At 32.8% G+C, this 19,696-nt stretch carries 20 protein-coding genes; 18 read left to right on the forward strand and 2 right to left on the reverse strand.

Features of this window, described 5'->3' with window-relative positions; translation table 11 throughout:
- Positions 1-14 precede the first annotated feature (14 nt).
- The 6 genes from ACGLWY_RS14450 (at position 15) to ACGLWY_RS14475 (ending at position 4,224) form a co-directional block, all read left to right on the forward strand.
- Positions 15-599 (forward strand): hypothetical protein, encoded by a 585-nt coding sequence (locus ACGLWY_RS14450; RefSeq protein ID WP_396620380.1) that lies wholly within the window; start codon positions 15-17, stop codon positions 597-599.
- A 149-nt stretch (positions 600-748) separates the two neighbouring features.
- Entirely contained in the window at positions 749-1,321 is a 573-nt protein-coding gene (locus tag ACGLWY_RS14455; RefSeq protein WP_396620381.1) for a nucleotidyltransferase family protein, read from the forward strand.
- A gap of 188 nt (positions 1,322-1,509) precedes the next feature.
- Complete coding sequence (locus ACGLWY_RS14460; RefSeq protein WP_396620382.1) at positions 1,510-2,067, forward strand: hypothetical protein; 558 nt, start codon at positions 1,510-1,512, stop codon at positions 2,065-2,067.
- Between the two features lie 247 nt (positions 2,068-2,314).
- On the forward strand, positions 2,315-3,184 hold the full coding sequence (locus tag ACGLWY_RS14465) for a cation diffusion facilitator family transporter (RefSeq protein ID WP_396620383.1): 870 nt from the start codon (positions 2,315-2,317) through the stop codon (positions 3,182-3,184).
- A gap of 55 nt (positions 3,185-3,239) precedes the next feature.
- Positions 3,240-3,494, forward strand: a complete 255-nt coding sequence (locus ACGLWY_RS14470) for a transposase (protein ID WP_396620384.1) — start codon at positions 3,240-3,242, stop codon at positions 3,492-3,494.
- Positions 3,495-3,729: 235 nt separating this feature from the next.
- Entirely contained in the window at positions 3,730-4,224 is a 495-nt protein-coding gene (locus tag ACGLWY_RS14475) for a DinB family protein (RefSeq protein WP_396620385.1), read from the forward strand.
- 310 nt (positions 4,225-4,534) lie between these two features.
- Here the strand turns inward: ACGLWY_RS14475 and ACGLWY_RS14480 are convergent, their stop codons facing one another.
- Positions 4,535-5,290, reverse strand: a complete 756-nt coding sequence (locus tag ACGLWY_RS14480; protein ID WP_396620386.1) for a class I SAM-dependent methyltransferase — start codon at positions 5,288-5,290, stop codon at positions 4,535-4,537.
- Between the two features lie 69 nt (positions 5,291-5,359).
- Here ACGLWY_RS14480 and ACGLWY_RS14485 point away from each other — a divergent pair, with 69 nt between their 5' ends.
- The 11 genes from ACGLWY_RS14485 to ACGLWY_RS14535 all read left to right on the forward strand — a co-directional run bounded on the left by ACGLWY_RS14485 (position 5,360) and on the right by ACGLWY_RS14535 (position 14,965).
- A complete protein-coding gene (locus ACGLWY_RS14485; protein WP_396620387.1) occupies positions 5,360-6,148 on the forward strand; it encodes an AraC family transcriptional regulator in 789 nt (262 codons plus the stop codon).
- A 156-nt stretch (positions 6,149-6,304) separates the two neighbouring features.
- A complete protein-coding gene (locus tag ACGLWY_RS14490; protein WP_396620388.1) occupies positions 6,305-6,838 on the forward strand; it encodes a hypothetical protein in 534 nt (177 codons plus the stop codon).
- Between the two features lie 71 nt (positions 6,839-6,909).
- Entirely contained in the window at positions 6,910-7,209 is a 300-nt protein-coding gene (locus tag ACGLWY_RS14495) for a DUF6615 family protein (RefSeq protein ID WP_396620389.1), read from the forward strand.
- A gap of 177 nt (positions 7,210-7,386) precedes the next feature.
- Positions 7,387-7,998: a hypothetical protein gene (locus ACGLWY_RS14500; protein ID WP_396620390.1), complete on the forward strand. Its 612-nt coding sequence runs from the start codon at positions 7,387-7,389 to the stop codon at positions 7,996-7,998.
- Between the two features lie 149 nt (positions 7,999-8,147).
- Positions 8,148-8,588, forward strand: coding sequence for a hypothetical protein (locus tag ACGLWY_RS14505; RefSeq protein ID WP_396620391.1), 441 nt, complete (start codon positions 8,148-8,150; stop codon positions 8,586-8,588).
- A 671-nt stretch (positions 8,589-9,259) separates the two neighbouring features.
- A complete protein-coding gene (locus ACGLWY_RS14510; protein WP_396620392.1) occupies positions 9,260-10,675 on the forward strand; it encodes a pyridoxal phosphate-dependent decarboxylase family protein in 1,416 nt (471 codons plus the stop codon).
- 313 nt (positions 10,676-10,988) lie between these two features.
- Positions 10,989-11,975 (forward strand): SPFH domain-containing protein, encoded by a 987-nt coding sequence (locus ACGLWY_RS14515; RefSeq protein ID WP_396620393.1) that lies wholly within the window; start codon positions 10,989-10,991, stop codon positions 11,973-11,975.
- Entirely contained in the window at positions 11,975-12,910 is a 936-nt protein-coding gene (locus ACGLWY_RS14520; protein ID WP_396620394.1) for a sugar kinase, read from the forward strand. The genes ACGLWY_RS14515 and ACGLWY_RS14520 overlap by 1 nt, the downstream gene beginning before the upstream one ends.
- 430 nt (positions 12,911-13,340) lie before the next feature.
- Complete coding sequence (locus ACGLWY_RS14525; protein ID WP_396620395.1) at positions 13,341-13,850, forward strand: MarR family winged helix-turn-helix transcriptional regulator; 510 nt, start codon at positions 13,341-13,343, stop codon at positions 13,848-13,850.
- Entirely contained in the window at positions 13,828-14,565 is a 738-nt protein-coding gene (locus tag ACGLWY_RS14530; RefSeq protein ID WP_396620396.1) for a hypothetical protein, read from the forward strand. Before ACGLWY_RS14525 ends, ACGLWY_RS14530 begins: the two co-directional genes overlap by 23 nt.
- Positions 14,566-14,572: 7 nt before the next feature.
- Positions 14,573-14,965 carry a RidA family protein gene (locus tag ACGLWY_RS14535; RefSeq protein WP_396620397.1) on the forward strand — a complete coding sequence of 131 codons (393 nt, stop codon included), beginning with the start codon at positions 14,573-14,575 and terminating at the stop codon, positions 14,963-14,965.
- 549 nt (positions 14,966-15,514) lie between these two features.
- Here ACGLWY_RS14535 and ACGLWY_RS14540 read toward each other — a convergent pair.
- The gene (locus ACGLWY_RS14540) at positions 15,515-18,193 is read right to left on the reverse strand and encodes a TonB-dependent receptor domain-containing protein (protein WP_396620499.1); all 2,679 of its coding nucleotides are present in this window, start codon (positions 18,191-18,193) and stop codon (positions 15,515-15,517) included.
- A 401-nt stretch (positions 18,194-18,594) separates the two neighbouring features.
- On the opposite strand from ACGLWY_RS14540, the gene ychF reads away from it, so the two are divergent.
- Positions 18,595-19,689, forward strand: a complete 1,095-nt coding sequence (gene ychF / locus ACGLWY_RS14545; protein ID WP_396620398.1) for a redox-regulated ATPase YchF — start codon at positions 18,595-18,597, stop codon at positions 19,687-19,689.
- Positions 19,690-19,696: the final 7 nt, after the last annotated feature.

Below are 19,696 nucleotides of genomic sequence, written 5' to 3' on the forward strand. Positions count from 1 at the left end.
TATTTGAGAAAAATATGAACATCCCAAAATTTTTATTTCACTATTACGAACTTGACAATGGACCATTTAGAAATATTACGGAACACGGATTAGAAAAAGCTGAAAGCATTCAGGCTCAAATATCCAAAGGATTTAATAGCAAAAGGCCTGATAACTATCTTGACTTAAGATTTTCATTAGAGAAAAGAATTAAAAAACAATTTATCTTGAAAGGTGGAAAACCAAGCAGAAATGACCCTTTCTACTTCACTTTAGGTGAATGTAATTGGGCTAAATCTTGGTATGTAAACCCTGGAGTTATAAAAATTCCTTTAACTGACTTTAAAACCGAACATATAAGTTTTACTTATCCTGACAGTATGGTATCATTTCAATTTTATGACCAACCAAAACTTAAAGCATATAGAAAAGATTGCAATGGACAAGTTTTCTTATTAAACGAAATGAATGACCTAATAAATGTGTATGGACTGCCGACTGAGGAAAAATCTCAAATCCAAGAAAGTTTAAAATATGATAAATACATAGAAGCCCAAGTATGGGATGACGAAATAATAAATGAATATAAAAAACAAAGCCTAACGGCATATCGGTTATAAGTAATTTTAAATTAAGTAAAAGTGAATAAAACAAAGGTCAGTGCTAAAATATAAGGTTTGGGTATAAAATCTCCGACTGCTTATAGCCGAGATATAACCCCTTTGAGTAATATATGTTATGAGTAATATGTGTTATATAACTACAAAAAATGAGTCTAAATTTAGAAAAGGAACTTATTGAAATCATAGAAAGTGATTTATGGATGATTTATGTTTTAAAAATCGTTAGGGATTTAAAGCTAAATGATTCTTGGGTTGGCGCTGGTTTTGTGAGAAATAAGGTTTGGGATGTAAAACACGGAAAAGAAAGCACCGAACTTAATGATATTGATATCATATACTTTGACAAAACAAACCCGATTAAAGAAAATGACTCACAAATTGAGACGAAGCTAAAATCAATGCATCTAAATCTGAATTGGTCTGTAAAAAATCAAGCAAGGATGCACCTCAGAAATGGACACAAACCATATGCAGATTGTCATGAAGCCATTTCTTTTTGGCCAGAGACTGCAACTTCAATAGCTGTAAGATTGAATTCCAAAAACCGCATTGAGTATATGGCGCCTTATGGTTTGGAAGACTTATTTAATCTTTTAGTGATTCCTACACCAGGATTTGATTTAGCCACTTACAATGAACGAATTCAAGAAAAGGGTTGGAAAGAAAAATGGAACCAGCTGGAAATAAAAACTGGTTCCGAGAAGTCTATGACTTCGTAGCGATATTAAAGCAAAAGTAAGCATATGTAAGAAACTACACTTTATTGTAAAATGTAGTTTTTTATTTAATGGCTTATTAAAAAGTAATATATTGCATATATAAACGATATAACTACAATTGTATAGCTATTTGTTGTGGTTATGCGAGTGTTGTGCAACATTGAAACAAACCCCAATAAATAATTAAAATGATTAAAAAAACCTTACTATTTATTACTTTAATTCTAATTTCATTAAACTCGTTTTCACAGAGATGTGTGGACGAGACAGACCCGTTTACTAATGAAAAAAAAATATCTTTTGACTACAACTATAAAACTGTTTACTTTCAAGTAATCGACAAAAAAATCGAATTTGAAATAATATTCAGTTATAGAGGAGAAAGAAATACAGAATTCAAAGAAGGAACAGAAATATTATTCAAGCTTGAGAACGGAAATATTTTAAACTTAAAAACAATTAGGAAATCCATTCCTAAAATAGAACTAATAAATTATTCATCTAATCCTTTTGGATATGGTATGGGGATGTCAATGTCTAAATCGCAAAACTTCTCTACATATTCTTTTGCTTTCTCATTATCAAAAACTCAATTAAATCAGTTTTCTGAATCTGAAATCGAATTAATTAGAGTTCCAGATACGGACGAGGGTAAGTCCTACGATTTAGAAGCTAAAGGAGAGACTAAGAAAAAAATTAAAGCAATAAAAAAAGGAGCAACCTGTATGAACAGTTCTATCCTATAAAAAATAACGTTGCACAACACCAGTAGTTGTTGCACAACTCCTAATTTCAAATAAATCAATAAATTTTGACACTGCTAAAAAATATAAATCATTAAAAACAAGAAATTTACTGTTTACCAAGGTAAGGAATCGGCTAAGCCTGTGACTTTGTAGTAATATAAAAGGAAAGCATATATAAGAAACTACATTTTACAATAAGGTGTTTTTTTATTTAATGGCTTGTTAAAAAGTAATACCGAAAAACGGAATGAATAACGAACAAACTGCTATACGAACTACCTATTTTAGCATAATTGGAAACACCAGTTTAGCTTTGATTAAAGGACTTGCAGGATTCTTTGGTAATTCATACGCACTCATTGCAGATGCAATAGAATCAACAACTGATATTTTCTCTTCTCTACTTGTTCTATTTGGTTTAAAATACGCAAAACGACCAGCAGACCAAAATCATCCATATGGACACGGAAAAATTGAACCACTAATAACGTTCTTGGTAGTCGCTTTTCTAGTAACATCAGCAACCATTATTGCCTACGAAAGCATTCAAAATATTCAAACACCTCATAAAACTCCTAAACCTTGGACGTTAATTGTACTTGGGTGCATCATTTTATGGAAAGAAATCTCATTTAGAATAGTTCTCAAAAAAAGTAAAGAGACCAATAGCTCTTCACTCAAAGCAGATGCTTGGCACCATAGAAGTGATGCAATAACTTCAATTATGGCATTTATCGGTATTTCTATAGCTTTAATTTTGGGTAAAGGATATGAAACAGCTGATGATTGGGCCGCTTTATTCGCTTCTATTTTCATTCTTTACAATAGCTATTTGATTTTCAGACCAGCTTTAGGAGAAATTATGGATGAACATCTGTATGACGACTTATTGGAAGAAATTAGAGAAAAATCTATAAAAGTCAAAGGTGTAGTTGGAACAGAAAAATGTTTTATTCGAAAAGCAGGAATGAAATACCATGTTGATTTACACGCAATAGTTGATGGAGAAATTTCTGTTAAGGAAGGACACGATATTGCACATAATTTAAAGGACTGTTTGCGAAATGAAATACCAAATTTAGGGCATGTTTTAATACACATTGAACCAGATAAATAAAAAAGGCAGCACATAACACCGGCTCCTATGAAAAGCACTAGCCTAGCTTCCCTTGATGAGCGAAGTGGGCATAGAGGGCATCAAAAGAATCACTACGGCAAAGCATTTTGCCTCATGGCTCCGTTTGACACCAAACAATAAAGTAAGTGGAGGAAAAGCTCTATCGAGCAGGGCGCCAAAAGGGAGCAACCGCCTTAAAATAGCATTGCGCAATGCTGTCAATGTCATTGGTAATTTAAAGGATTCTACTCCGCTGAGGGTTTTTTTTCCAGAGGATAAACTTCCGCAAAGGAAGAATATCGGCAATTAGTGCAACGGCACGAAAGCTCGCGGTTATCATTTGGAATATGGTAGTAAAGGGAATACCCTATATCAATCCGGAAGGATACCTGTTTTTGGATCAAAAGAAAAAACTCGGACTTGTCAAGAGAATTAAAAAACAAATCGATAAATTTGCTTTGACCGATAAAGATCTTTGATTTACAAATGCTTGATTTTAAATAAATTAAAAAACGTTAGTCAGAATTAAGAAAACGAAGTGAAAAATGAATAAAACATATAGAAAAGGTGCTATTGGAGCTTTAACTGACGAGTATGAAAGAGCTCTTGAGGAATTAAAAACGCTACTCGTCAAGATTTCTGATGCTGAATTTAAAAAAGTGTTTAACAGAGAAGCTGGTACGGACTTTCAGTCAGTAAAAAATTTAATTGTACATATCGTTCGTTCTGGATATGTATATGCAAACCATATTAGAAAAAGATTTGGAAACAGTTATGTTGTTCCTGAAATAGAAATTACAAAAACCCAACAAGGTATATTAGAGCTTGATAAAATGTTTGAATATACTGTTCAAACTTTTGAAGATAAATGGCTTCTGACGGATGAAGAATTGTTGAATACGATAATTAAAACTTCTTGGACAACTTATGATTTAGAAGCTATCATTGAACACGCAATAGTTCATATTTTAAGGCATAGGCTTCAAATTGAAAAAATGATTATAGAATACAAAATTTTAGAACAAGCAAAGAAGAAATAACTGCTGCCAATAACTAGAACACCGGTTCCTATGAAAAGCACTAGCCTAGTTCCCCAAAGTTAATAGTTGTTTTTTAACTAACAGTTTTAAGAAGACTATGACTTAGCAGCAATATAAAAAAGTAAGCGTATATAAGAAACTACATTTTATTGTAAAATGTAGTTTTTTTATTTAATGGCTTATTAAAAAGTAATATATTGCATACATAAACGATATAACTACAATTGTATAGCTGTTTGTTGTGGTTGTACAAATGTTGTGTTCCATACGAAAAAAGAGTCCATTCTTATAAAAAGGGACTCTTAATTAGTTATTTTTTTGCAGAAAATATTTGAATCGGATAATGTAGAAAATACTCACTATTAATTTCTGTGACATTTATTCCTAAATCATCTACTCCAACATCTGCAATAATCATATTTTTTAGAGCAATAGAATCACTCGGAAAAGATGCCTGAAGTTGCTCATTAAGTCCAATTTTCATTGAATAAAAATCAGCATTGACATTTTTGAAGCCTACTTTTTCAAAAAGACGAGAAAATTCAGTTAATGAAAGTGCGGCAACATGAGAACAATCCCTGTTTTTCTCCATTTCATTGTATTTTTTAATTTTAGTGTCCGGTAAAGAAACATCAACAATCATAACTACTCCATTAGGTTTACAAACTCTTTTCATTTCAGACAATACTTTAAGAGGATTTAAAAAATGATGAAAACCAAATCTAGAAACTACTATTGAAAAACTATTATCGTCATAAGGTAAATTCTCAACATCTCCTATCTGCCAAGTAAGGTTTTTAAGATTAAGTTTTGTTTGTAGTTTTTTTGCTTCATCAAGCATTCCTTGAGTCATATCAATACCTGTTACATGATTGGTGTGTTTGGCAAATTCGCACGAGACAATGCCAGAACCACAAGCAATATCTAAAACTTCATCTTTTTTAGAAGCCAATGTTATTGAAATTAATTTCTCTAAAGAATCGCTATGTGAAGTTATCGCACTATAACCGCTTGCTTGTTTTGAAAATTGCTCTACAATGTTTTCATTGTGTTTTTTAGTGTCCATAAATTTAATATTTTAATTTTCTACAAAGATTGGAACTTATCTTAGAGTCTTGATTACTATATTTGGACAATGAATATTGATTACAAGACAAGTGTTAAAGTAGATTATGGTTTTGAGATTGACGAATTACGTCCTGTTACAACATATTCAGAACATATTCAAAATTCAAAATGTGCAAATTCACACGCACATACAAGAGCTCAACTTATATCATGTAATACGGGCATTATGGAAGTTGTTACAAAAAACAATATTTGGATAGTTAATTCTTTACAAAGTGTTTGGATTGCTAGTAACGAAGAACATCAGGTTTATTTTCCTAATAATGTAAAAGTTAATACTGCTTTTATAGATGAATCTAAGTTGGGTAACTTACCAAAAGATAGTTTTGCTTTTGAAACCTCAGATTTTTTAAAAAGTATCTTAGAAAAAATAATTTCCTTTTCTAATCCAAATATATTTACTCAACAACAAAATAGAATTATCGAAGTATTCTTAGATGAACTCTCTGATTTGAAACCAAGTAAAACTTTTTTACCAACAAGTCAAGACAAAAGAATAAAGTTAGTGTTAGATACTTTAATGAATGATTTGTCAAGTCAGCATACAATTGATTACTACGCTAGTAAATCATTTGTTAGCCCTAGAACTCTTTCTAGGTTGTTTAATAAAGAACTAGGTATGAGTTTTGGGGACTGGAAAATGCGGTTAAAATTAATGGAAGCAGTTAAACAGTTAGGAGAAAATAAAAGTGTAAAAGAAATTGCATTTGATTTAGGATATGAAAACGTTAGTTCATTTATAGTTACTTTTAAAAAGAATTTTGGAAAAACACCGACAAATTACTTAATGAAATAAATACGAAAACACAACAACGAATATAAAACATAGCTGCTTTTTTTCTCCATCTAAGTTGGTTTTCTTTTTATTTTGTTTATTTTTAGTTCAATAATTAATTGGCTATTTAAACGCTAAGTTCCATAGCCAAAACCGTTGGCATTCATTAAATAGAAGTTGAAGGAACGAGTCGAAAAATATAAATCTGAACTGATTAATGTTACTGAAAACATTAAGAATGACTTAAAAGAATATTTCGAAGGTTTTGATTACAACTGTGATCATAGAGATATTGAAATTACCTCAATTAAATCAGAAAAGGATATTAATCAAATTTATGCCAGTCCGGGATTTTACATTATTCTGACCGATAATGAATTCGATGACAATGAATGCAGTTTTAAATTTAATAAACAGGTAGCTATTTATCGCGGTCACTCTTATTCAACTAGAAAAAGAATTTCGAGCCATTTAGCCAATGATACTTATAACCAAAATAGAAAATTGGGAGAACCTAATTATACTGTTTGCCTAAAAATAGAAAATGGTGTAAACGGAATCAACATAGACAATTTACAATACAGTAATTGGAATTGGACTGTCATTGTACATAAAATGAGAAACAGCAATAAACTTATCAGGGAACAGGCAGAACTTGCCTTTGATGCTGCTTTCGGAAAACCGTGCAAATCAAGAGAGTCCGAAAAATAAAAAAGAATAATGGTTGTGTACTACAATCAAAAGATGTTCACAGGAAGTTTTAAAATAGATTATCCAACTAGATGAAGTTGGTGAAGAATCAATTACTGATTGCTTCCTATAAGCTTAGCGACCTTGACCCAAATATATCATATCAATTGTTTAATAGAATTCAAGAAGCAAGAACGACAGGTGCTGATTTTGAATTTTGGATACTGACAAACAACTTCAATTTCAGGGCTAGGGTTCAGGCAAAAAGGTTGAGACAAAATAAAGACCACTATAGTAGTATCGCTTACACAAACAATTATGGTTATCAAATAGAGAAATTGAGAACTGATGCAATATCTAATGGATTTGGACCATTATATGCTTTTTTATAATCACGAAAGGTTAAATAGTTAATGTAGGGGGCTTATTAAAAAGTAATATATTGTATACATAAACGATATAACTACGATGGGGTTGCTGGTTGTTGTGGTTATACGAGTGTTGTGTGTAATTTTAAGAACAATGCACTAAACATTAATTGAATTGATAATTGACTAATGATTTAATAAATGGATAAGATTATTGGAACACTGGGAATTACTTTAATCATTATTTTACCTCTGATAAGATTATATCAAAGGGGTAACTGGAGCAAGACTCAAAATTTGATTGGGATAATTGGATTGACAATTTTATGGTTTTTAATTGCAACACCTCTGCATGAACTAAGTCATATGATTGGTGCTAAATTATCAGGAGTTAAAATTACAGATTATCAACTATTACCTAAATATTGGACTGGTGATTTTCGCACGGCATACATAGTGTCGGATTATGAGACAAGAATTCAGGAATTTATAATAAGAACTTCCCCTTATTTTCGCGACTTGATAATTGCTATACTTGGATATGTGGTTTTAATAAAAAAACGGATAACCAATTCATTTATAGTAGGATTTATATTTGTCTTTTTTCTCTTAAATTCTGTATTTGATATAGTTGTTAATTTTTTAGGTTATTCAATTGACAAAGACGGAGATTTAAATGGTTTATCAAAATTAATTGGACATTTATGGACATACTTTATTGGAATATCGATAATTGGATTGACATCGGTTTTAACATATCGAATATTTAAAGAGTATAAGGGATTTCCAAGAGAAGTGATAAAAACACAATAAAAACTACACACAACAATGTATATACAAAATAGGCGGGATAGTAGTAAATTCAATAGCTGTAGCTCGCTTCAACATCTCAACGGTTTGATAAGTTCGAAGCCCGCAATCGCCTACTTTGCATATACTCAACGTTGTGCACCATAAAAAAAATGAAGAACGAATTACTAAGACATATTATATCGACAATAAAGTATCGTTTTGAAAAGTCAATAAATGACAGCCATCAAGCTTTCAGTGATTTTAGTTTAGGCAAAGGCAGCAGAAGCCCCAAAGAGATAATCCATCATATGAACGTTGTAATTTATTCTACAAGAGTGTTTATTGAACATGAGTCAATACCACAAGAGGAAATGGAGAAACTGAGTTTTGAAAGCGAAATTGAACGATTTGATGCTGAGTTAAGCAAAATTGACCAATTGTTAGATAATAAATCCTTGGACATTAACTACTCAAAAAGACTTGTTCAGGGACCATTTTCAGACATTTTAACCCATATCGGGCAAATAGCAATGTTGCAGAGATTGGTTGATAATCCGATAGATGGAGAAGACTTTTCAAAAAGTGCGATAAAGACTGGAATCAATGATTGAAAAATAAAAATGGTGCACAACAAAAGTAGCTGTTGCACAACTCCTAATTTCAAATAAATCAATAAATTTTGACACTACTAAAAATTATAAATCATTAAAAACAAGCAATTTACTGTTTGCCAAGCAACGATGATTAGAAAGGAATTAGAGAATTTGATAGATATTATTGCTTCTGACTTTCTTTGCGGAAAGTCCTCGCAAATTTGCTATCTTCGGTTTACGGTGGAGAATCCTCGTGGATTTTCACGCAACGAAACCATTGCCAAATACGTTGGCGTTAATTTGAAAAGAAATCAAATCGGTATTAATAGATTTGTTATGTTTGACATATAAAATTAGTTGAAATAAATAAAGCTTTATCAAACCAAGTTAGGGTTGATATCTTAAATTGGCTTAAAAAAACCAGAACAAAATTTCCCTCCATATTTAGAATTAGGTCATTATAATTTTGGAGTTTCCCTTGTTTTTATCAAAAACAAGGCTAATTTATCACAATCAACAATATCTCAGTATATGTCTCAATTACAGAATGTGGGGCTTGTAATTGCTATCAGATTAGGTAAATGGACATACTTTAAAAGAAATGAAGAAAACATTAAAAAATATATTTCCCAACTAAATAAAGAGCTTTAAATTTTAACTAAACAAATCGACAAATTTAAATTTATTATATGAAAAAAAATGACATCCAAAATAGAATGTTTGTGGAGATTAAAAACAAAGAAATATTCAAACAGGTCCAACAATATTCTTTTGAATATTTGGAAAATATTTTTGACCGAAATGTTTATCCAACAGAGGAAGCTCTAAATAATTTATCAAAATTTGATGAAGAACTTCCTATTAGCTCTACAAAAGCAGAAAAGGTACTAGAACAATTAAATCAAAATGGAAGCCCTGCAACAACAGCAACATTAGGTGGAAGATATTTTGGATTCGTGTGTGGTAGTGCTTTACCTGTTGGGTTAGCGGCTAAAAACCTAGGAACTTATTGGGATCAAGCCCCTGCTATGAATGTTCTTTCTCCAATAGGAAGTAAATTAGAATCTGTTGTAGAAAAATGGCTAATTCAATTATTCAATTTACCTAAGGACAGCTCTGCGGGTTTTGTAAGCGGAACCTCTACAGCAAATTTATGCGGTTTGGCTGCTGCAAGATACCGAATCCTAAAAAAGAATAGCTGGGACATTAACCAAAAGGGATTATACAATGCCCCCAAAATTAGAATTGTAACAGGAAAACAAGTACATTCTACTGTGCTAAAAGCCATAGGTATTTTAGGTCTTGGGCAAGAAAGTATTGAGTGGGTTGATGTTGACAATCAAGGAAGAATAATACCTGAATCGATTCCTGCATTGGATGAAAACACAATATTAATTTTGCAAGCAGGTAACGTTAATAGCGGTGCATTTGATGATTTTGAAACTATTTGCACTAAAGCTCAAAAGGCTGACTCTTGGGTACATATAGATGGAGCATTTGGTCTTTGGACTGGAGCTGTTGAAGAACTAAAACACTTAACTCAAGGAATTGAAAAGGCAAACTCCTGGGCAGTTGACGGGCATAAAACTCTAAATACGCCATATGATTGCGGAATTATTTTATGTGAAGATACAGAAGCGATGACTGCTTCATTACATATGTCAGGCAGTTATATCATAGAAAGTAAACAAAGAGATGGAATGTTCTATACACCCGAAATGTCCAGAAGAGCAAGGGTTATCGAATTGTGGGCAATAATGAAATATTTAGGAAAAGAAGGTATTGACAATATGGTTTTAACCATGCATCAAAGGGCTAAACAATTCTCAAATGAAATAAGTAAAGTAAAAGGATTTTATGTAGATAACGATATTGTATTTAATCAAGTCATTGTTAGATGTGATAATGATGAAATTACTGAACGAGTTTTAAACAAAATTCAAAATCTCGGGGAGTGTTGGTTAGGTGGTTCCGTTTGGCTGGGCAATAAAGTTATGAGAGTTAGTATCTGTTCTTGGGCTACGACAGAAAATGACATATCCCTTTCAGTTAAATCCTTTGAAAAAGCTTTCGAATTAGAAATAACTAACGCCAACAATGGCTAAAGTTCACCTCTGCTTTTCTTTGAATAAAATTAATGTTTTTTATTAAATCCAAAGTAAAGACGAAGCCTGTGACTTCGTAGCAATATTAAAGCTAAAGTAAGCATATATAAGAACTACATTTTACAGGTGTAGTTTTTTTGTTTTTAATACTTTATTAAAAAGTAATATATTGCATACATAAACGATATAACTACAATTGTATAGCTGTTTGTTGTGGTTATATGGGTGTTGTATGGCATTAAAACGAACCGAGTAACAAAAAATAAAATACTGAAAAAATATGTTTGGAATTAAACACATAAAATTTGACTCAATGACATATGTTCTTCATTTTAAAAATGGGAATATAAAACGAGAAGGAAGAGGACTTTCATTTTTCTATTTTGCACCTAATAGTTCAATAGCTGCAATTCCAATGGGGAGTAATGACTTACCTTTTGTTTTTAATGAATCTACAAATGATTACCAAACGGTAACAATCCAAGGACAAATTAGCTATAAAATAAACAATCCAAAAACATTAGCAGATGTTTTAGATTTTACGGTTCAGGATAACGGACAATACAAAAAGAATGATATTGAGAAATTAAATCAAAGAATAATCAATGAAGCACAGACTGCAACTTCTGCATACATTCACGGAATAAAACTAAAAGAAGCAATACGTTCTGCAAAAGCAATTGAAGAAAATATTACAGAAGGACTAAAATCTTCTAGTGCAATTGGTATGCTCGGTATTGAAATTCTTGGGGCAAATATCCTCGCAATTCAAGCAACGCCTGAAATGGCAAGAGCATTGGAAACTGAAACTCGTGAAAAACTACAACAAGAAGCTGACTTGGCAGTTTATGAAAGACGAAATTTTGCTGTTGAACAAGAACGAATAATTAAAGAATCAGAACTAAATACAGAAATTGCAGTTGAAGAAAAACAAAAGCAAATTGCAGAAAAGAAAATGGAGTCTGATGTTCAAAAGGCAGAAAACCAAAGAAAATTGAGAGAAATGCAGTTAGAAGCAGATATTTCAGTTGAAAACCAACGTAAATCACTTATTGAACAAAAAACAGAAAATGACAAAAGAGAGGCGGAAACAAAAGGCTACGTATTAGAAACAACTCTAAAACCATATCGAGATATGGATTGGAAAACTTTGACTGCCTTAAATAATAATTCTGACCCAAGGTTTAATATTTCACTTGCATTTAGAGAATTAGCAGACAATGCTGAAAAAATTGGTAATTTAAATATTAGTCCTGACTTGTTAGATTCAATTCTAAACGAAAAGGGAAAAACCAAATAATGAGTTTCGAGTATGCCATAATTGTAAAAAGTAAAACTCGTCTTGAATCGCTTATTGAAAGATTTAATACAAAGTCTCAAGCCAAGTTCTACATAGAAAGACTTGGAGGGAATTTTGACGAGTATGAAATTGAAGATGAGATTTTTAAAGACTCATTAAATTCTTTACAAACTCAACTATCAAAAGTAATTAAGAACAAAACGATTGACAGACAATATGTTTCTTCTTATATTTTTTCCAAGAAGAATATAATAATTGTTATTGGTCAAGATGGACTTGTTGCTAATACCGCAAAATATTCTGATAATCTACCTATTATTGCAGTAAACCCTGATGTAGAGAGATATGATGGAATATTATTACCATTTAATGTTTCAAATTTTATTCAAGGAGTTGAAAATGTGTTAAATAATAAATACCAGTCCAAGATTATGAGTTTTGCAGAAGCAAAATTAAATGACGGACAAAGATTGCTTGCTTTTAATGATTTATTTATTGGTGCTTCTTCCCACGTATCAGCACGTTACAAAATATCATTCAAAAACAAAACGGAACAACACTCATCAAGTGGAATTATTATTTCAACTTCAGCAGGTTCTACAGGATGGTTGAGTTCAATTTTTAATATGGCTTATGGTGTTACAAATATGTTTGATAAAAACCTGACTCTTAAGCAGCCAAAACTAAAAGAAAAAGATTTACTTTTTGCCGTTAGAGAACCGTTTAAAAGTATTAGAACTCAAACAGAAATGACAGTGGGAATTATACGAAATAGCACTTTAACTATAGAATCATTTATGCCAAATAATGGAATAATATTTAGTGACGGAATAGAAAAAGACTTTTTAAATTTCAATAGTGGTTCTATTGCGACAATTGGAATAGCAAAAGAAACAGCAAACATAGTAATGAATAACGCCATACAACAAAAGTAACCGTTGCACAAGCCCGTAATTTTGCAAACCTATGATATAAAAACGCCCATTTTAAGGGCGTTTGTTGTTTTTTATAGGTATTACAATGTAAATTCAAGATGACTATATGGACTTATAATGGCGTCTATAATAGCCTTAAAACGATAAAATAGAGAACGTAGGTTTGCCGCTCCACTTTTACTGTGTTTTCAGGGACTTTTTAAGGTTATGGATACTAGAAATTGTGCTTTGGAACCCGAACACTTAACTGGAACTGGTTGAACAGTTTCTCCTGATACTGTTTTTTGCCTTGCATGCTTTAAAATAAAGAAAACCGTTGTGTGCAAGCTTCCACTAAGTTAGATTATTTTCAATAAACATTTTAAATTTAATTAACCAACTATGTAGTTTACTAACTATATTTATTATATTTACTATAATAATATTGAAAATGGAAAAAGATTTTATAAAAGACCTAGGTTACAAGGCTTTAGATAACAGATTAAAACGCATTAGTGATAGAATGTCTCACGATACGAGAAAATTCTTTAAACAAATTGAAATAGATGTTGAACCAAGTTGGCATTTAGTATTTAAATTATTAAGGGACTATGAAATGCTAACTATGGTGGAAATCGCTCAACAGTTGGGTTATACACATCCCTCTATGGTGGTATTGCTCAAAAAGATGACTTCTAAAGGTTATATAGTTTCTGAAAAGGATGCTGTAGATAAAAGAAAACAAAATATTAAACTCACTCAAAAATCTTTAGACCTACTTCCTGAATTAGAACAAATATGGAACAGTTGTGAGGACGCTATTTATAAAATGCTAAAAGGAGATTTGTCTATTCTAGAGCATCTTGATGAAATTGAGACCTCATTAAAAACGACTCCTTTTAACGAACGTTTTTATAACGAATACAAAAAGCAAAAAGATGAAAACGCACAACAACGCTGAACAAAAAAAAATAGAAATTACAAGAAGGGGCATGATTAGAACTTTAGGCTTGGGTTTAAGTTTAGTAACACTTCCTTCCTTTATGTCATCTGCAATGACAGAGATCTCAATAGATGCTTTAGATTATGGAGAAGAAATTATTCCTGTTACGGAAAGGGAATTAATAGAAATGCAAAAATTTATAGAAGATTGTATTGCTGCCAATAAAGATTCTAATCCACAGGAAGCAGTGAAAGAAGTTTTAACAAGAGGTGTTTCTAATCCACAAGCAATGCTTAAAGCGATTGGTGAACCGAAAGAAGCAGGGTTGAAAGTGTTTTTACGCTCAAAAGACTTAACCATTTTCGCAGCTTCATGGACACCTCAAATGAATCTCATGCCACATAACCATCATATGTGGGCAAATATTGGACTTTATACAGGAAGAGAAGACAATATTATATGGAAAAGAAATAAGGAAAGTTTAGAAGCATATGATGTTCGATGTTTATTTGCTGGAGATGTTGCCACATTAAACACAAATGCCATTCATTCTGTGACAAACCCACTTCAAAGATTTACTGGGGGTCTTCATATTTATGGGGGTGATTTCTTTGCGACGGAACGTAGTCAATGGGATCCAGATACACTTATTGAAGAACCCTCTAATGGTGATGTAATCCGGGATATTTTTAAGAAAGCAAATGAACAAATGCGTAGAATGAAAAACGATTAGTTATAAAATGATGAAAAGAGAATTAATATCAGGAGGAAGTCCTTATGAGGATATAGTTGGATTTAGTCGTGCTGTACGAGTTGGAACATATATTACAGTTGGAGGAACTGCACCAATTGATGCAAATGGAAATACAGTAGGGATAGGAGATATTTCTGTGCAAACCAAACAATGTTTGGAAACTATTAAAATAGCTTTGGAAAAAGCAGGTTCAAGCTTAAACGATGTCGTTAGAACACGACTATTATTAACTAATATAGAGGACTGGAAAGCTGCTGCCAAAGTTAGAGCATCTTATTTTAAAATTATAAAGCCCGTAGATACCATCATGCAAGTATCTCGTTTTATTAATCCAGATTGGTTAATTGAAATTGAGGTTGACGCAATTGTTGCTTCATAAATTTCGATTTAAACAATAAAAACATTGGGTAACGTCATGTTCTATGAAAAGCACTAGTAGTATAAAACCAAGTGCATCCTATTTAAAAAAAATCTGCTTTGATAGTTTTAAAACATCTATATATATGGTATAAGAATTTTTGTCCTTTTGAAAGAAAGACAAAAGACTAACGATATCCTGATATATTTATGGGATAGGAGTAATAAATGTTACTTTATAACATGTTATCAACAATTTAAATAGAACAGAGTCAATGGTAATGTTTGACTTTAACAAAACAAATATCAACACATAAAAATCCGTAACGGACGGTTGTAGAAGACCGTTTAATCTAAATAATTCCCCGGAAGGCTCAGCCTCGGGGTATCCGATTCACGTCTCCTTTGGAGAAGCCAGAACTGCCCTTTCGGGCAGTTCTGGGTAAGGTAAAACACAAAAATTCGGTTTTGAACCCTGAGGTCAAAATGAAACAGGCGAAACCTGTACTCGGCCTAGAAGTATCTCTCTATGGCTTTGCCTTGAGGATAGTCAGTTTCAAGAAATTTTTATTTAAAATTTATAATTCAGTTTAGCATAGTAGTAAGCACCGCTAAATCCCATTTGAACAGAATCCCAATAACCTCCAGCTTCTGTCCAGTCGTCTTGTTGGTCTGGGTAGATGTTGAATAAGTTATTGCTTCCTACATTAAGTTTTAGGCTCTCAGATAGTTTGAAGCCAAGATTTAAATCGGTTACTATTTTAGCGTCATAAGTATCTGTGGCTGCGGCTATTTGTTGCGCAAAGCTACCGTAGTCGGCAGTATCTTCATACATTTGATAATCCAATAATTCAACTTCACTAAATCTGGTAAACGTTAAAGCAGCATCAAATTTATTTTTGCTATAGTTTAAATTTAAACTCATTTTACTTTTTGGAGCAGAAGTTAATAAAAAGGCTTTATCTCGTTCACCAAAAAAGATTTGTTCGTCTAATGTGCCATTTTTTACTTTATCGATTTCCATATCGTTAAAGTTCCCTAAAAAGGTCGCTCCAATAGAACTGTCGTCTGCAAGTCTGGTTTTATACGCTAGAATGACATCTAAACCAGTGGTTTTTGTATCGGCACCATTTGCAAAAAATTGTGCAGCCTCAACATTTTCTATTTGTGGGGCATCAAAATTACCTGTTAATACAATTCTGTCTTTTACATTAATATAGTAACCATCAATAGTTGCGGTAAAATCACCAAATGAACTGGTAAACCCTAAAGCGGCATTAAATGCTTTTTCTTCTTTTAAAGGACCAATTCCAAAAGATGCAGTTACTGGGCTATTGTTAGGAGATAAAAGTGATTCTAAGGCTTGACCACCAACAAAGTTTGTGAACTTTAGGTTATAGTAAATTTGTGCTAGGGAAGGCGCTCTAAATCCGGTACTTAAAGAACCGCGGATGTTGAAGTTATTGCCTGCTTTTAAACGTGCTGCTAATTTTCCGTTCATGGTGCTTCCAAAATCGCTGAAATTCTCAAAACGCGCTGCAGCACTCAATAAGAATGTTTCTGTTAAATCAAATTCGGCATCGGCATATAATGATAAGTTGCTTCGGCTTCTGTTCACTTCATTTGCCGGACTATAACCAGGGAAACCTTGAGAACCACCTGGACGTGGGTTGCCTAAATCGTCTTCAGCTTGCGTTTGGTTTTCTGGGTCGGTAATTAAGATACCGTTTTCGGTATATGTACCATAAGAACCTTCTTCACCCGCAAAAATTATAAATTTTTCGGTTCTATATTCCGCACCAAATGCTAAGTTCATGCCATTTAGAACCTCTTCGTAGTATTTTGAAAAATCAAAATTGACCGTATTTTGACTTAAGCTATGCCCGCCAGCATCAAAATCTGTTGGTGATACATCTTCTAAAGAAGCATTAAGTGTCCCTTTTATAAAGTAGTGGAAGTTGTTTTTGCCAAAGGTATTACTAATGTCAATTTTCCAACCACTAGTTGTTTCAGTTCTTACTCCAGCAGAAAGTGAATTGTCGGTAATAATAGAAGTTATTCTGGGAGTGAATCCATTGGGGTAAATAGATTCCACGACACGTTCACCACCGTTTCTTGTAAAGGCATAAGCATCAGTATCTCTATAATTTCTGCCTCCAAAGGCATAGATTTCAGTTTTATCGGATACGGGAACTGCAAAATTCCCAAAGAAATTAAAACCATCTATAGCAGCTTCTCCAAATCCTTTTCTAAAATCAAAAGCAGGCCGTAAGGTTTTGTTCTTACTTAAATATTCGGTAGTAAAGTTAGCATAGCCACCTTCACCAACTTCAAAACCATAATTGGCAGTTACTTTAACCGAACCACCATCAAAATTTTTGTCTTTTCCAATGGCGTTTCCATCTTTTTCGGTATCCAATCGGTAACCATCGGTGTTCCATGCACCATATTCACCAAAATCGCTGGTTTTTACATCTGCATTGGTGCTGTAGGCGCCATAGCTTACACTTCCTGTTAATTCATCTACATTATCTTTTAGAACAATATTGATAACCCCTGCAATAGCATCCGACCCGTATTGAGCCGACGCACCATCTCTTAAAATTTCTATTCTTTTAATGGATGAAGCTGGAATAGCGTTTAAGTCGGTTCCTGTATTGCCACGACCTCTGGTGCCAAAAATATTTATTAAAGACGATTGATGCCTACGCTTGCCATTGATTAGAACAAGTGTTTGGTCTGGACCTAAGCCTCTTAACGAAGCGGGGTCTACGTGGTCGGCACCATCGGAACCTGTTTGTTTGTTGGCATTGAATGATGGTGCAGCGTATTGCAACATTTCATTAATTTCAACTTTTCCAACTTGTGTGGTAACATCGGCAACATCAATAACATCAATAGCTACGGCAGTATCAACGGCCGTTCTTTTTGGGCTCCGGGATCCAACCAAAACAACTTCGTCTAGACCGACACCGTCTTGTAAGGTAACGTCTATGATTGTTCTGTTATTTATATCAATAGTCTCAGAGTTATAACCTATGTAACTGAAAACAAGAGTGGCGGTTGCTGGAGCTGTGATGGAGTATTTACCATCAAAATCTGATATAGTACCATTAGATGTACCTTTTTCAACAATATTGACATTAGGTATGGGAACACCCAAAGCATCTTTAATTGTTCCTGTAATATTTTGCGCAAGAGAATAGTTAATACTAAAGAGTATTAACACTGAGTAGTAAATGTATTTCATAACGATTGGTTGTTTTGAGTTATTCATGCTAATATATGTTAAAATGTAATAAAAATGAATTTATTTTGTTATTATTTTGAATAGTGTTTAATGAATAGTCGTTTTAAGTAAATATAATTCAATTTGATTTTTTTTGTGATTAAATTATAGAATACTCTTAATGGTTTCTCTTTACTGCCTTGGTTTTAAACTTCGTCTAGCATATAGTTTGTTGGGGTTTGCCCGAGCAAAGGGCGTACTTGTATAGCATAAACCACATAAACACTGTTTTTCGAAAAAAAATGTTTTGATAGCTTTTAAAACATTCAACGCTTATACTTTAAATAATTAATGAATTAACTACATTTGCACCCGTAAATTATAGATTTCCGTCTTTGTGGAAATAAAAAAAATAAATTTTAATGAAAGCAGGTATTGTAGGATTGCCAAACGTAGGAAAATCGACCTTATTTAATTGTTTGTCTAACGCCAAAGCGCAAAGTGCTAACTTTCCGTTTTGTACCATAGAACCTAATATTGGTGTGGTAAACGTGCCGGACAAACGTTTAGAAAAGCTTACGGAGTTGGTAAACCCTGTGCGTGTGCAACCTGCAACCGTAGAGATTGTTGATATTGCAGGTTTGGTAAAAGGCGCAAGTAAAGGAGAAGGTTTAGGAAACCAGTTTTTAGCCAACATTCGCGAAACCGATGCTATTTTACATGTATTGCGTTGTTTTGATAACGATAATATTGTACATGTTGATGGAAGCGTAAACCCCATTCGCGATAAGGAAACCATCGACATGGAATTACAGCTTAAAGATTTGGAAACCGTTGATAAAAAGCTTGAAAAAGTAAAGCGTGCAGCTAAAACAGGTAATAAAGAGGCACAAAAGGAAGAAGCGGTTTTATTAAAAATAAAAGAAAATTTAGAAGCAGGTATTTCGGTTCGTGCTTTAGAATTTACAGAAGATGATTATGAGGATTTTGTAAAACCTTCGCAATTTATTACTGAAAAACCAGTGATGTATGTGTGTAATGTAGATGAAGCGTCGGCAGTATCTGGTAATAAATATGTCGATTTGGTAAAAGAAGCGGTAAAAGATGAAAAAGCCGAAGTATTGGTTTTAGCTGTTGGTACTGAAGCCGATATTAATGAGTTAGACGATTATGAAGAGCGTCAGTTATTTTTACAAGATATAGGTTTGGACGAGGCAGGTTCTGCAAAATTAATAAGATCGGCCTACAAGCTGCTAAAACAGCAAACATATTTTACAGCTGGTGTTAAAGAAGTACGCGCTTGGACTATCGATATTGGTGCTACGGCGCCACAGGCAGCGGGCGTTATCCATACCGATTTTGAAAAGGGTTTTATTAGAGCCGAAGTGATTGGTTATAATGATTTTGTGTCTTTTGGAAGTGAAGCCAAAGTAAAAGAGGCTGGTAAAATGCGTGTTGAAGGAAAAAATTACATTGTTAAAGATGGTGATGTGATGCATTTCCTTTTTAATGTTTAATGTCACT

This window comes from Mariniflexile sp. HMF6888 (assembly GCF_044335535.1).
Taxonomy (GTDB): domain Bacteria; phylum Bacteroidota; class Bacteroidia; order Flavobacteriales; family Flavobacteriaceae; genus Mariniflexile.

Bases quoted from the DNA above. Each gene is read 5' to 3' on its own strand.
- ACGLWY_RS14450 (WP_396620380.1), top strand. From the start codon at position 15: ATGAACATCCCAAAATTTTTATTTCACTATTACGAACTTGACAATGGA.
- ACGLWY_RS14455 (WP_396620381.1), top strand. From the start codon at position 749: ATGAGTCTAAATTTAGAAAAGGAACTTATTGAAATCATAGAAAGTGAT.
- ACGLWY_RS14460 (WP_396620382.1), top strand. From the start codon at position 1,510: ATGATTAAAAAAACCTTACTATTTATTACTTTAATTCTAATTTCATTA.
- ACGLWY_RS14465 (WP_396620383.1), top strand. From the start codon at position 2,315: ATGAATAACGAACAAACTGCTATACGAACTACCTATTTTAGCATAATT.
- ACGLWY_RS14470 (WP_396620384.1), top strand. From the start codon at position 3,240: ATGAGCGAAGTGGGCATAGAGGGCATCAAAAGAATCACTACGGCAAAG.
- ACGLWY_RS14475 (WP_396620385.1), top strand. From the start codon at position 3,730: ATGAATAAAACATATAGAAAAGGTGCTATTGGAGCTTTAACTGACGAG.
- ACGLWY_RS14480 (WP_396620386.1), bottom strand. From the start codon at position 5,290: ATGGACACTAAAAAACACAATGAAAACATTGTAGAGCAATTTTCAAAA.
- ACGLWY_RS14485 (WP_396620387.1), top strand. From the start codon at position 5,360: ATGAATATTGATTACAAGACAAGTGTTAAAGTAGATTATGGTTTTGAG.
- ACGLWY_RS14495 (WP_396620389.1), top strand. From the start codon at position 6,910: ATGAAGTTGGTGAAGAATCAATTACTGATTGCTTCCTATAAGCTTAGC.
- ACGLWY_RS14500 (WP_396620390.1), top strand. From the start codon at position 7,387: ATGGATAAGATTATTGGAACACTGGGAATTACTTTAATCATTATTTTA.
- ACGLWY_RS14505 (WP_396620391.1), top strand. From the start codon at position 8,148: ATGAAGAACGAATTACTAAGACATATTATATCGACAATAAAGTATCGT.
- ACGLWY_RS14510 (WP_396620392.1), top strand. From the start codon at position 9,260: ATGAAAAAAAATGACATCCAAAATAGAATGTTTGTGGAGATTAAAAAC.
- ACGLWY_RS14515 (WP_396620393.1), top strand. From the start codon at position 10,989: ATGACATATGTTCTTCATTTTAAAAATGGGAATATAAAACGAGAAGGA.
- ACGLWY_RS14520 (WP_396620394.1), top strand. From the start codon at position 11,975: ATGAGTTTCGAGTATGCCATAATTGTAAAAAGTAAAACTCGTCTTGAA.
- ACGLWY_RS14525 (WP_396620395.1), top strand. From the start codon at position 13,341: ATGGAAAAAGATTTTATAAAAGACCTAGGTTACAAGGCTTTAGATAAC.
- ACGLWY_RS14530 (WP_396620396.1), top strand. From the start codon at position 13,828: ATGAAAACGCACAACAACGCTGAACAAAAAAAAATAGAAATTACAAGA.
- ACGLWY_RS14535 (WP_396620397.1), top strand. From the start codon at position 14,573: ATGATGAAAAGAGAATTAATATCAGGAGGAAGTCCTTATGAGGATATA.
- ACGLWY_RS14540 (WP_396620499.1), bottom strand. From the start codon at position 18,193: ATGAAATACATTTACTACTCAGTGTTAATACTCTTTAGTATTAACTAT.
- ychF (WP_396620398.1), top strand. From the start codon at position 18,595: ATGAAAGCAGGTATTGTAGGATTGCCAAACGTAGGAAAATCGACCTTA.